Below are 13,230 nucleotides of genomic sequence, written 5' to 3'. Positions count from 1 at the left end.
CACGCTCCCCCCATAGGTATCAGTCGGGTAACTCTCGCCTCATGCGTCTGTACCTGCGACACGATGGGCGTATTGGTCAGTACTTCTTCTTTTCCGAGGATTCCCCGCCGAGGAGGCACAAGTGTCGCGTCTGCGCCGTAGCACGGCGGTCGCGGTGACGGCAGTGACCGGGATCGGCCTGGTGGCCGCCCCGCAGTTCGCCGGGGACCGCGAGGTCCCGGTCGTCGCCAGCGCCGCCCAGACCGCCGGGAAGATGCCCGCCGAGACCCCGTACGGCGGGACGCCGAACATCGAGCCGAACCAGGGCGGCTGGGCCGGCATCGTCTACGCGATGACCAAGGTCGGGGACAAGATCTTCGTCGGCGGGAAATTCAAGTCCGTCAAGCAGGGCGACACGACCTACCCGGTGACCAACCTCATCGCGATCAACGCGTCGAACAAGCACCTCGACACCGCCTTCAAGCCGCAGCTCGACGGGGACGTCCTCGCGCTCGCGCCGGGGGCGGACGGCAAGTCGGTGGTCGTCGGCGGCAAGTTCAACACGGTCAACGGCAACGCGCGGCCGAAGCTCGCCCGGCTGGACGCGAGCACCGGCAAGGAGCTCGCCAACGGCACCTGGAAGACGCCGGGCGTCAAGGGCGGCGCCGTCTACGACATCGAGGAGGCGCACGGCCGCCTGTACATCGCCGGGGAGTTCACCACGGTCGCCGGCGTGAAGCGCAACCGCCTGGCGGCGCTCAGCCCGACGACGGGCGGGCTGTCGACCAAGTTCGGCATGGTCCCGTTCGCGGGCGTGCACAACGGCGGCACCTCGCGCGTTCGCCGGATCGCCGCCACCCCGGACGGCACCAAGATGTACGCGATCGGCAACTTCCGCACCGCCGGCGGTGAGGAGCGGCGGCAGTTCGCCCGGCTGGACCTCGGCGACTCCTCCGACGCGCTCGACACGACGTGGAAGACCTCCGGGTTCGCCACCTCCTGCAACACGGTCTTCGACAGCTACCTGCGCGACCTGGCCATGTCGCCGGACGGCAAGTTCGTCGTCGTCGGCGCGACCGGCGGCCCCTACGGCACCGCACAGCTCTGCGACAGCGTCACCCGCTGGGACACCGCGTCCAGCGGCTCGGACGTGAAGCCCGCGTGGGTGAACTGGACGGGCGGCGACACCATCGACTCGGTCGCCGTCTCCGGCGCGGCCGTGTTCGCCGGCGGGCACCCCCGCTGGTCCAACAACCCGAACGGCCGCGACACCGCCGGCCCGGGCGCGGTGACCCGGCCCGGCCTGGCCGCCCTCGACCCGGCCAACGGCGTCCCGTTCTCCTGGAACCCGGGCCGCGACCCGCGCGGCGACGGCGCCTGGTCGCTGCTGGTGACCTCCGAGGGCCTGTGGGTCGGCAGCGACACGAACTACTTCCTGCCGCCGTCGTCGCACAAGTTCCGCGGCAAGATCGGCTACTTCCCGTTCGAGGGCGGCAAGACGCTGCCCGAGGACACGACCGCGCAGCTCCCGGGCAAGGTGTACATCGCCGCGCCGGGGTCGCTCGTCCAGCCGAACAAGCTGGTCTCGCGGACGTTCGACGGCACGACGGCCGGCACCGAGACCACCGAGACGGTCGCGGGCGGCATGGACTGGTCGGACGTGCGCGGCACGATGCTGATCAACGGCGTCCTCTGGTACGCCAAGGCCGACGGCAAGCTGTACAAGCGCGCGTTCAACGGGACGACCGTCGGCGCCGAGGAACTCGTCAACCCGTACGCGAACCCGGCGTGGGACGCCGACGAGCCGGGCTGGAAGGGCCGGGCGCCGGAGTTCTACAGCTCGCTGCAGGGCGGCCGGACGCTCGGGATGTTCTACGACAACGGCCGGATGTACTACACCCGGTCCGGCAGCTCGGCGCTCTACTACCGCTACTTCACTCCGGAGAGCGGGATCCTCGGCGCCATCGAGTACACTGCCGCGTCCTCCGGCTGGTCGAACGTCCGCGGGATGTTCGTCTCGGGCGACAAGTTGTACTACGTCGCCAGTGACGGCAAGCTGATGGCGGTGAAGTTCGCCGACGGCGCGCCGAGCGGAAGCCCCACGGTGGTCAGCTCGGACGACTGGAGGGGCCGCGGCCTGTTCGTCGGCTGACGCGCCGCTCACCGCGAGCCGCGCGGAGGCGGGAGAACCCCCCGTGCGGCTCAGCGGGCAGTGATATCGGGCCAGGCGCCCGCCTGAACAAGGTGGGCGCCTGGCCTTCACGCATGACGGGAGTCCTGTTCAGATGGCCATCACGGGGAAGGCGCGCTGGGCGCTCGCCGCGGGATCGAGCGCGGTCTTCCTGGCCGCGGGCGTCGGGATCGGCGTCCACCTCGGAGGGGACGACTCCCCGGACGGCCCCCGTTGCGCCGTCTCCGACCGGCTGGTGCCCGAGTGCGGCCGGTGGTGGGGCGTCGCGCCGGGCGTCTTCACGAACAAGTCGACCGAGCGGGCCCTCACCGACTTCGAGGACAAGACCCGCCGTCCGACGGACGTCGTGCACCTCTACCACCGGGACGGGGAGGTCTTCCCGACCGACCGCGAGATCGCGATGGCGCGCGAGGGCGGCCGTAACCGGCTGCTGTTCCTGAACTGGAAGCCCGAGATGGGCCGGACATGGGCGCAGGTCGCCGCCGGGGACCCGGTGGTCGACGAGCACATCGACGACATCGCCCGCCGCATCCGCGACGCGTATCCGCACCGGTTCTTCCTCGCCGTCCACCACGAGCCGGAGGAGGAGGTCCGCCCGGCGCCCGGGTCGGGCTACACCGCCCGCGACTACCGCGCCATGGTCCGGCACGTGATCAAGCGGCTGCGGGCGGGCGGCGCCGACAACGTGGTGACCGTGATGGCCTACATGGGGGTCCCGAACTGGGGGTCGCAGCCCTGGTTCAACGACCTCTACCCGGGCGACGACGTGATCGACTGGGTCGCCGCCGACCTGTACGCCGACAAGTGGGTGAACGACTTCTCGACGCTGGTGAACAAGACGCGTCCGGACTACCCGCGGTGGCCCGGATTCTATGCGTGGGCGTCGGCGCGGTTCCCGAAGAAGCCGCTCATGCTCGCCGAGTGGGGCACCGTGAACCGCAAGGACGACCCCGACTTCAGCCGGCGCTTCTTCGCCTCGGTCCCGCGCCAGCTGCCGAAGTACCCCCGGCTGAAGGCCCTCTTCTACTTCGAGTCGCCGAAGACGCCCGTGGGCGACACGAGGTGGAACGCCACGGGCGCCTCGGCGCGGGCCTTCCGGCAGGTCGCCGGGATGCCCGACTTCAACCGACTGACGCCGCCCTGAGCGGCTCCTGCTCGCCGTCCCCGGGCGGCTCCCCGTCCGTGCGCTCGGCGAGCAGCGACCAGCCCGCGAAGACGGCCACGCCCAGCAGCAGGTAGCCGTAGATCCAGCCGGCGTACACGTCGGTGATCCAGTGCTTGCTGAGGTACCAGCGCGTGTACCCCTCCAGGAACGCGAACGCGGCGAGCCCGCCCCAGACGGCGGCGCGCACCCGCGGGGCCGCCTTCAGGTAGGACAGCGTGACCAGCGTGATCGCGCCGTAGATCGAGATCAGCCGGGCGCAGCCGCCGGACGGGTAGGTCCCGAGGGTGGTCGGCGGGTGGCCCCGGTCGACCAGCGCGGCGAGCGCGGTCTGCTGGAAGCGCTCCACCGCGGTCACCGAGCCGATCAGCAGCGCCGGCACCCAGGGGCGGCGGCCCGTCTTCAGGGCGACGAGCGTGAGGACGACCACCCCCGCGACCGCGACGTACCGGGTCGGCCACACGTTCCCCGACTGGGTGATGACGTTCATCGCGTCGGTCCACACGCCGGGACGCACATGGCGCTGCGCGAGGTCGAACATCGGGACGTCGTGGGCCCTGAGGAGGCGCTGGCACAGCTCGCCGAGGGGCAGGCACACCGCGGTGACCAGGAACGTGCCGGCGCCGAGGAAGACGACGAAGGAGCCGGCCGGGCCGAGTGTGCGGTCGAGTTGCGCGCGGGCTGCGCGCAGCCGCGCCGCCGTCGCGCTCTGGGCGCCCGCGGGGCGCCTGGCCCAGACGTATCCGATGGGGAAGGCCAGGAGCAGGCCCACCGCGCAGAAGGCGATGAGTGCGGGCATCAGGCGGTCGGGGGTCGGTCGTCGCCGGTCGCGGGGCCGTGGTTGGGACGCGGGACGTCGCGGGGCGCGGCCCCCGGCGGCGGGACGCTCCCGGGCGGCGGTGGCGGCGCCTGTGCGGCGGCACCCGGCCCACCGGTTCCGTGCGGGCCGGCTGCGCCCGCAGGTCCGCCGGGTCCACCGGGTCCGCCGGGTCCACCGGGTCCGCCGGGTCCACCGGGTCCGCCTGGCCCGCCGGGACCTCCCGGCCCCCCCGGTCCGCCGGCTGCGGGAGCCTGTCCGCCGGCCGTGGCGGTGGCGGGCCGCCGCTTGCGGCGCAGCAGGAACACCGCGCCGCCGGCGGCCACCGCCACGGCGGCCGCGCCGCCCGCGATCAGGCCGACCGGGGTGCCGCCCTCGTCGTCGATGGGCACCGACGCGTTGCCGGGATCGGTCGCCGCCTTCTCGTCGGGCGAGGGCGGCGGCGTGGCGACGGGGCTCTCCTCGCCGACCTTCGGCCCCGGGCCGGGCTTGCCGGGCGGGGCGGTGCCGGCGTTGCGCGCGAACAGCGAGAGTTCGTTGATCAGGCTTCCGCCGCCGTTCTTCCTCGCGTTGGCCCACGCCTTGGCGGTGGTGCCCGGCGCGACGCTCCACGAGTAGGCGCGCAGCTTCCCGCCGACGACGACGGCGTAGGTGCCCTTGCGCTTCACCGCCTGGTAGATGTCCACGATCAGCCGGTTGTAGGCGGTGGCCCGGTCGGGCAGCGTCCCGGCCGGGAAGATCGCGATGTACACGGGGAGGCGGGCGGTCTCCAGCGGGCCGCGCAGCTTGTCGAGCTGGCCGTCGCTCAGGTCCTGGACGCCGGGGGAGATGTAGAGCCCGCCGTTCTCGGTGAGGCTCTCCACCACGTCGGCGAGCTCGACGCCGCTCGGCGCCGCGGCGAGGGCGCCGGGGGCGCCCAGCGGCACGAGTAGGGCCGCCAGTGCGATCGGGATCGCGGCGCGGCGGACCGGCTGGGGCGGCAGGGACGGCACGGACGGCCTCCTCAGGAGGGGATGAACAGCACTGATGGGGCGATTGTATGGATCGCCGCTCCGTCCGAGCGCCGATTCGCGCCATTGCCGGGCAGGACGGGCGTCCCGGCCGGAACTGGCCGCCCTCAGCGTACGGCGGGCGACTGCGAGCGCGGCGGCGGTCCCGCGGCCGGTCCGTCGGCCGGGGCGGAGGAGGAGGCCGGGGTCCGGCGGAGGCGGGGGAGGAGGGGGAGGGTGATCGTGGCGAGGGTGAGGGCGGTCAGGGTCCAGGCGAGGGGGACGGTGGCGAGGCCGAACATCTTCAGCGAGGAGGCGACCAGGACGAGGGCGAGGACGCGGCGGATGAGGCCGCCGGGCGCGCGCGAGGAGATCTTGGAGCCGAGGTAGACGCCGGGGACGGAGCCGACGAGCAGGGCGGCGGTGACCTCCATCCGGAAGTCGCCGAACAGCAGGTGGCCGAGGGCGGCGGCGAACACCAGCGGGACGGCCTGGAGCAGGTCGGTGCCGACGAGGTGGTTGGCCTTGAGCGCCGGGTAGAGGGCGAGCAGCGCGACGATGATGAGGGAGCCGGAGCCGACCGAGGTGATGCCGACGACGAGGCCGCCGACCGCGCCGACCAGCACGGTCGGCAGCGGGCGCACGCGGATCTCGGGCGCCTCACCGCCGCCGTCGTCGGCGCCGGCCCTGCCGCGGCGGGCCAGGTAGGCGCGCAGGACGAGCCCTCCCGCGGCGATCATCAGGGCGACGCCCATCGCGATGCTGATGAAGTCCTGGATCGAGTCGCCGTGCCCGAGGGCCCGGGCCAGCAGGACGCCGGAGAACGCGGCGGGCACCGACCCGGCGCACAGCCAGCCGACCAGCCGCATGTCGATCGTGCCCTGCCGGTAGTGGACGGCGCTGCCGACGGGCTTCATCACGGCGGCGGCGACCAGGTCGCTGGACACGGCGGCGAGCGGGCTCACGCCGAAGAACGTCACGAGCATCGGCGTCATCAGCGCGCCGCCGCCCATGCCGGTCAGCCCGACGATGATGGCGACGAGGAACGAGCCGAACGCCATCGTCCAATCGAAGTCCATCGGCATGACCTACCTGTCATGTAGGAAAACTCGCGTACACCCTAGGGGACGCTCCCCGGATGGGTCTAACCCGGGTGGCGAGGGACAAACGAGGCAGATGTTCTATTCGGGACGAATCCAGCCGCCGGCCGTGAGCAGGTCGAGGACCCTGCCGACCGCCTCCTCCGGCGTCATCCGGGAGGTGTCGAGCACGAGGTCGGCGTCGTCCGGCGCCTCGTAGGGGTCGGAGATGCCGGTGAACTCCGGGATCTGGCCCGCGCGGGCCTTGGCGTACAGGCCCTTGCGGTCGCGGCGCTCGCACTCCTCCAGCGGCGTCGACACGTGCACCAGGATGAAGTCGCCCACGGCCGACACCATCCGCCGGACCTCGGCGCGGGTCGCCGCGTACGGGGCGATCGGCGCGCAGATCGCGGTGCCGCCGTGCCGGGTGATCTCGGCGGCGACGAACCCGATCCGCCGGATGTTGAGGTCGCGGTCGGCGCGGGAGAACGTCAGCCCGGCCGACAGCATCCGCCGGACGACGTCGCCGTCCAGCAGGGTGACGGTCCGGCCGCCGCGCTCGATCAGCGCGTCGGACAGGCCGCGCGCGACCGTGGACTTCCCCGAGCCCGACAGCCCGGTGAAGAACACCGTGATGCCCCGCGCGTGCTTGGGCGGGCGCGCCCGCACGAGCTCGGCGGCGACGGCCGGCGGGGTGAACCAGTCGGGGACGGGCTCGCCGGCGTCCAGCAGCTCGTCCAGCCGCTCGGCGGTCAGCTCCGCCTGCACGTGGTCGGGCTCGATGCGCGCGACCGGCCGCCAGACCTCCACGTCGGCGTCGTAGGCCCACGGCTCCGGGACGACCAGCGGGATCGCGGTGCCCTCCAGCTCGGCGTCGGCGAGCAGATGGGTGGCGCCGTACGCGGCGGCGACGTGCGCGCGGAGCAGGACGTCGCGCTCCTCCTGCTCGGCGCCGGCGCCGCGCGCGGGCAGCGGCACCGGGACGATCCGGGCGCCGTCCGGCAGGTCCTTGCGGACGCCGAGCAGCGCGCGGACGAGGGACTCGTCGTGCTCGCCGCCGAGCAGCGGCAGCACCAGCACCCGCGCCCCGAGCCGCTCGGCGACCTGGCGGAGCTGGCCGAGCTGCTTGCGGTGCAGCGGCCGCCGGGTGGCCACCGCCAGCAGGGGCCCCTCGGCGGGGGCGAGGTCGTCGGGGCGGCGGCGCAGCGCGTGGAACGGGCCGTGCGCGGGGGCGCGCAGCGCCTCCAGCGGCCCCGCGAGCCGCCAGTCCTGGGTGGCGGGGTCCTGCCACGCCTCGGCGACCTCCAGCACGGCGAGCGGCACGCCCTCCGGGTCCTGCAGGACGACCCGCTCCTGCCCGGTCAGCTCCTTCGGGACGGTCAGCGTGACCGGGACCGGCCACGGGGTGCCGTCGGCGAGCCGCCCGCCGGCGACCACCATCGCGGTGTCGTAGGAGCCCAGGAACCCGGCCAGCGGCCGGTACGCCCCGGCGAGGAGGAGCTCCAGGTCGGCGAGCTCCACCGGGTCAGGGGTCCAGGCGGGCAGGTCCCGCAGCGTGTCGGGAAGGCCGGCGTCGGCGGTCACCGCGATCTCCGATCCCGCCCGGCGGCGGGGAACCGGGCTCGTCCGTGTCAGTGGGAGTTTCCGCAGGAAAAATACTGCGTCGGGCCGGGCCCGTGCACACCCGGCCCGGTCAGATGACCCTGGCGAAACGGTTCTCGGGCTTGCGGATGACCAGCGTGATCTCGCTGTGGTCGGCGGTGAGGCGCCCGCGGGTGGCCGCCGACACCAGCCGGCACAGCAGGTCGGCGAGGCCGGTTCCGGCCCCGAGCGCGTCGATGGCCTGCCGGGACGTGTACTCCTCGGCGACCACCAGCCCGCGCATCACGCAGTACCAGCGCATGCCCGAGCGGGACGCGACCGGGCTGTAGACCGCGGGAGGCGGGCTCGTCCGGACGACCGGCACCGGCCGGGACACGGGCTCGGGCCGCGGCTCGGGCGGCGGGGCCGCCTGCTCCGGCGGCGCGGGCGCGGGTGCGGGCGCGGCGCCGGCTCCGGCCCCCGGCCCGGCGATCCGCTCGTCCCCGGGGTACGGCACGCGGGCGTGGGCGCCGCGCGGCCCCCGGTTCGGACGCGGCCGCCGGCGGCGCCCGGACGTCCGCAGCCACCGGGGCAGCGTGCGGTCCAGGAAGCCGAACGCGGTGTTGCGGTCGCGCAGGTGCACGAGCAGGAGCCCGCCGGGCTTGAGCGCGGCCACGAACCGGTCGAGCACCAGTTCGGCGTGCGGGACCCGCTCGATCAGGTACGCGGCGTGAACGATGTCGAAGGCGCGCGGCGGCAGCGGCACGGTGCGCAGGTCGCCGAGGTGCCAGGTGTCGAGGTCGGGCCGCTCGCAGGTGTAGGCGCGCAGCTCCGGGGACTCGAGGTCGACGCCCGTGACGTGGTGCTCGCGGTCGCCGAGGTCCAGGCCCGTGCCCCAGCCGCAGCCCGCCTCCAGGATGTGGATCCGCTGCAGGGGCTTCTCTAGGGCGTACTGTCGGGCGCGTTCTGAGAAGAGATCGCCGTCGCTGACCGGCGGCGTACGCAGATCGGTCACAATCTCGCAGCGTAATCGCCCGACTGCGTTCCGTCGGCTATTTGCGCATTCTTGGGAAGGGCCGTGTCGCGTACCCTGGTACGCGGTACCGGGGTCCGGTGGGATTCCGGGGCTTCGGGCTGCCCTGCCACGGGGTTTTTCGGCGATTGTGCGGGCGAAAATGACGCTTTCTGGACTTGTTGACCTTGCGTGCACCGATTCCGTGCTGGAGCGCGCTCTCAAGCGGGCGCGCGCGGACCAGGAGGTCGTGGCACCGGCCGCGCTGTGGCCGATCCTCGCCGCCGCGCTGAGCCGCGCCCTGCGCGCGGACGGGCCGCCCGGCGGCGGGGGCACGGTGCTCGCGGTGACCGCGACCGGCCGCGAGGCCGAGGACCTGACCGCCGCCCTGTCGAGCCTGCTGGACCCGGCCCGGGTGGCGCACTTCCCGGCCTGGGAGACGCTGCCGCACGAGAAGCTGTCGCCGCGGTCGGACACGGTCGGCCAGCGGCTCGCGGTGCTGCGCCGCCTCGCCCACCCGGACGCCGCGCAGGCCGGCGAGGAGGGCCCCGGCGACCTCAAGGGCGGCGCGCTGGACGTGGTCGTGACGCCGGTCCGGGCCGTCCTGCAGCCGATCGTGGCCGGGCTCGCCGACCTGGAGCCGGTCCGGCTCGCCTCCGGTGAGGACGCCGACATGGACGAGGCCGTCCGCCGCCTGGTCGACGCCGGGTACCACCGCGTCGACCTGGTGGAGAAGCGCGGCGAGATCGCGGTGCGCGGCGGGATCCTGGACGTGTTCCCGCCGACCGAGGAGCACCCGCTGCGGGTGGAGTTCTGGGGCGACACCGTCGAGGAGATCCGCTACTTCAAGGCCGCCGACCAGCGCTCGCTGGAGGTCGCGCAGAGCGGGCTGTGGGCGCCGCCGTGCCGCGAGCTGCCGCTGACGGAGAAGGTGCGCGAGCGGGCGAAGCTGCTCGCCGAGCGGCACCCGGCGCTGGCGGAGATCCTCGGCCGGATCGCCGACGGCGACACCGTCGAGGGGATGGAGGCGTTCTCGCCCGTCCTCGCCGACCGGATGGAGCTGCTGACCGACCTGCTGCCGGACGGGTCGGCGCTGCTGGTGTGCGAGCCGGAGCGGATCCGCACCCGGTCGGTGGAGCTGGTCCGGACGAGCCAGGAGTTCCTGGAGGCGAGCTGGGTCACCGCCGCCGCCGGGGGAGAGGCGCCGATCGACCTCGGCGCCGCCGCGTTCCGCTCGCTGGAGGAGGTCCGCGAGCACAGCAACGAGCTGGGGCTGCCCCGCTGGAGCGTGACGGCGCTCAACCCCGAGGGGGACGCGCTCAACCTGGGTGTCGCGCCGGCGGAGTCCTACCGGGGCGACACCTCCCGCGTCGTCGGCGACCTGAAGGGCTGGATCGACGCCGGCTGGCGCGTCGTGATGGTGACCGCCGGGCACGGGCCCGCCGAGCGGCTCGTCCAGCTCGTCGGGGAGGAGGGGCTCGGCGCCCGGCGCGCCGACCTCGCCGAGCCGCCCGCCCCGTCGGTGGTGGCGGTGACGACCGGGCTGCTGGAGAACGGGTTCGTCTGGGAGTCGGTCAGGCTCGCGGTGCTGACCGAGACCGACCTGTCGGGGCAGAAGTCGTCCACCAAGGACGCCCGGCGGATGCCGTCGCGGCGGCGCGGCGGCATCGACCCGCTGCAGCTCAAGCCGGGCGACTACGTGGTGCACGAGCAGCACGGCGTCGGCCGGTACGTGGAGATGGTCAGCCGGACGGTGCAGGGCGCCACCCGCGAGTACCTGATCCTGGAGTACGCCAAGAGCGACCGGCTGTTCGTCCCGACCGACCAGCTGGAGGAGCTGACCCGCTACGTCGGCGGCGAGGCGCCGAGCCTGCACCGGCTCGGCGGCGCCGACTGGCAGAAGGCCAAGTCCCGCGCCCGCAAGGCGGTCAAGCAGATCGCCGGGGAGCTGATCCGCCTGTACTCGGCGCGGATGGCGAGCCCCGGGCACGCGTTCGCGCCCGACACCCCGTGGCAGCGGGAGCTGGAGGACGCGTTCCCCTACAACGAGACGCCCGACCAGCTCGCCGCCATCGACGAGGTGAAGGGCGACATGGAGCGGGCCGTCCCGATGGACCGGCTGATCTGCGGGGACGTCGGCTACGGCAAGACCGAGATCGCGGTGCGGGCCGCGTTCAAGGCCGTCCAGGACGGCCGCCAGGTCGCGGTGCTGGTGCCGACGACGCTGCTCGTCCAGCAGCACATGTCGACGTTCACCGAGCGGTTCGCCGCGTTCCCGGTCGTGGTGAAGCCGATCAGCCGGTTCCAGACCGACGCGGAGATCAACGAGACCCTGCGCGGGCTGTCCGAGGGCACCGTGGACATCGTCGTCGGCACGCACCGCATCCTGTCGTCGCAGACCCGGTTCAAGAACCTCGGCCTCGTCATCATCGACGAGGAGCAGCGGTTCGGGGTCGAGCACAAGGAGGAGCTGAAGCGCCTCCGGACGCAGGTGGACGTCCTCGCCATGTCCGCGACCCCGATCCCGCGCACGCTGGAGATGGGCCTCACCGGCATCCGGGAGATGTCGACGATCCTCACGCCGCCGGAGGAGCGGCACCCCGTGCTCACGTTCGTCGGGCCGTACGAGGAGAAGCAGATCGCCGCGGCGATCCGCCGCGAGCTGCTGCGCGAGGGCCAGGTGTTCTTCGTGCACAACCGGGTCCGCTCGATCAACAAGGTCGCGGCGAACCTGGCGCGGCTCGTCCCGGAGGCGCGGATCGGCATCGCGCACGGCCAGATGAACGAGAACGAGCTCGAGAAGGTCATGGTCGACTTCTGGGAGAAGAACTACGACGTCCTCGTCGCGACCACGATCGTCGAGTCCGGGCTGGACGTGCCGAACGCCAACACCCTCATCGTCGACCGCGCCGACATGTACGGGCTGTCGCAGCTGCACCAGCTGCGCGGGCGCGTCGGGCGCGGCCGGGAGCGCGCCTACGCCTACTTCCTGTACCAGCCGGAGCAGCCGCTGACCGAGACCGCGCACGAGCGGCTCGCGACCCTCGCCCAGCACACCGAGGTCGGCGCCGGCATGTACGTCGCGATGAAGGACCTGGAGATCCGCGGCGCGGGCAACATCCTCGGCGCCGAGCAGTCCGGGCACGTCGCGGGCGTCGGGTTCGACCTGTACGTCCGGATGGTCGGGGAGGCGGTCCGGGAGCTGAAGGACGGCGGCGCCGGCGCGGCCGAGGCCGTCGAGACGAAGGTCGAGCTGCCCGTCGACGCGCACCTGCCGCACGAGTACGTGCCGGGCGAGCGGCTCCGGCTGGACGCCTACCGCCGCATCGCCGCGATCACCTCCGACGACGAGATCGGCGCCGTGCACGACGAGCTGAAGGACCGCTTCGGCCCGCTGCCCGTCCCGGTGCTGAACCTGCTGGAGGTGGCGCGGTTCCGGGCGAAGGCGCGCAGGGCGGGGCTCACCGACGTCACCCTGCAGGGCAACTTCGTGAAGTTCACGCCGGTGCAGCTGCCCGATTCCAAGCAGGTCAGGCTGCAGCGGCTGTACCCGAAGAGCATCCTGAAGCCGGCGACCGACACCCTGCTGGTGCCCGCCCCGAAGACGGCGCCGATCGGCGGCCGGCCGCTGCGCGACCAGGAGCTGCTGAGGTGGGCGACCGACCTGGTCGAGGCCCTGTTCCTGGAATCCGCGACCGCCGCCGCCAAGCGGTAGCCTGGGCCCGCCCCGACCAGAAGATCCATGACGAGACGAGGATTCCGTGCCTGGTAAGTCCGTGAAGGCGGCGGTGGCGGTCGTGCTGGCGGCCGGCGCGCTGGCCGGCTGCGGCGGCTCCCCGAAGGTCGGCACCGCCGCCCTCGTCGGCGACGACCGCATCACCGTCACCGAGCTCAGCCAGACCGTCCGCGACTGGCGTGCCCAGTTCCGCGCGGACCCGGCCGCCAACGAGCTGCGCGCGAACCCCGCCAACCCGGCGCCGCAGCTCGCCGGCGACTCCGAGTCGGACCTGCAGGGCGCCCTCACCCTGCTGATCAACTTCCAGGTGGCCGAGAAGGTCGCCGACCGGGCGGGCGTCCAGGTCAGCGGCGGCGAGGTCGACAACGCGGTGCAGGCGCTGGACCGGCAGGGCGGCGCCGACTCGATCACGCTGGCGAGCGGGCTGCCCCGCGAGCACGCCCGCGATCTCGCGCGCCTCGTCGCGACCCAGGTCGCGGTCATGCGGCACTTCGGCGCGGACGTCGACAACCGGCTGAGCCCGGCGACGCAGCAGGCCGGCCGGCAGTGGAACGAGCTGTTCAAGCGGACCGCCGACGGCATGCACATCGAGGTCAACCCCCGCTACGGCACCTACAACCCGGACAAGTTCGAGATCGGGCCGATCACCTACCGGCTGTCCAGCCCCGATTCGGGTATCTGAGG

Annotated in this window: 9 protein-coding genes; 4 read left to right on the top strand and 5 right to left on the bottom strand. The window is 73.4% G+C overall.

Going from position 1 to position 13,230, the window contains the following annotated elements; genetic code table 11:
- Nucleotides 1-121 precede the first annotated feature (121 nt).
- Together ABFX46_RS06255 and ABFX46_RS06250 are read left to right on the top strand one after the other, a co-directional pair.
- Entirely contained in the window at nucleotides 122-2,131 is a 2,010-nt protein-coding gene (locus ABFX46_RS06255) for a delta-60 repeat domain-containing protein (protein WP_346040372.1), read from the top strand.
- A 133-nt stretch (nucleotides 2,132-2,264) separates the two neighbouring features.
- Nucleotides 2,265-3,314 (top strand): glycoside hydrolase family 26 protein, encoded by a 1,050-nt coding sequence (locus ABFX46_RS06250; RefSeq protein ID WP_346040371.1) that lies wholly within the window; start codon nucleotides 2,265-2,267, stop codon nucleotides 3,312-3,314.
- On the opposite strand, the gene ABFX46_RS06245 is transcribed toward ABFX46_RS06250, so the two are convergent.
- From ABFX46_RS06245 to ABFX46_RS06225, 5 genes are all read right to left on the bottom strand, one after another.
- Nucleotides 3,292-4,131 (bottom strand): phosphatase PAP2 family protein, encoded by an 840-nt coding sequence (locus tag ABFX46_RS06245; protein ID WP_346040370.1) that lies wholly within the window; start codon nucleotides 4,129-4,131, stop codon nucleotides 3,292-3,294. The genes ABFX46_RS06250 and ABFX46_RS06245 overlap by 23 nt on opposite strands.
- Complete coding sequence (locus ABFX46_RS06240; protein ID WP_346040369.1) at nucleotides 4,131-5,141, bottom strand: hypothetical protein; 1,011 nt, start codon at nucleotides 5,139-5,141, stop codon at nucleotides 4,131-4,133. The genes ABFX46_RS06245 and ABFX46_RS06240 overlap by 1 nt, the downstream gene beginning before the upstream one ends.
- Before the next feature lie 125 nt (nucleotides 5,142-5,266).
- A complete protein-coding gene (locus ABFX46_RS06235; RefSeq protein ID WP_346040368.1) occupies nucleotides 5,267-6,217 on the bottom strand; it encodes a sulfite exporter TauE/SafE family protein in 951 nt (316 codons plus the stop codon).
- A 102-nt stretch (nucleotides 6,218-6,319) separates the two neighbouring features.
- Complete coding sequence (cysC, locus tag ABFX46_RS06230) at nucleotides 6,320-7,801, bottom strand: adenylyl-sulfate kinase (protein ID WP_346040367.1); 1,482 nt, start codon at nucleotides 7,799-7,801, stop codon at nucleotides 6,320-6,322.
- Nucleotides 7,802-7,910: 109 nt separating this feature from the next.
- On the bottom strand, nucleotides 7,911-8,813 hold the full coding sequence (locus tag ABFX46_RS06225) for a class I SAM-dependent methyltransferase (RefSeq protein ID WP_346040366.1): 903 nt from the start codon (nucleotides 8,811-8,813) through the stop codon (nucleotides 7,911-7,913).
- A 160-nt stretch (nucleotides 8,814-8,973) separates the two neighbouring features.
- On the opposite strand from ABFX46_RS06225, the gene mfd reads away from it, so the two are divergent.
- Entirely contained in the window at nucleotides 8,974-12,525 is a 3,552-nt protein-coding gene (gene mfd, locus ABFX46_RS06220; protein WP_346040365.1) for a transcription-repair coupling factor, read from the top strand.
- Between the two features lie 46 nt (nucleotides 12,526-12,571).
- Nucleotides 12,572-13,228, top strand: a complete 657-nt coding sequence (locus tag ABFX46_RS06215; protein WP_346040364.1) for a SurA N-terminal domain-containing protein — start codon at nucleotides 12,572-12,574, stop codon at nucleotides 13,226-13,228.
- The last annotated feature ends 2 nt before the right edge of the window (nucleotides 13,229-13,230 follow it).

This window comes from Actinomadura chokoriensis, from assembly GCF_039529475.1.
Taxonomy (GTDB): domain Bacteria; phylum Actinomycetota; class Actinomycetes; order Streptosporangiales; family Streptosporangiaceae; genus Spirillospora; species Spirillospora bangladeshensis.
Note: the sequence above shows the minus strand (reverse complement) of the source record. Positions and strands in the feature narration are given on the sequence as shown.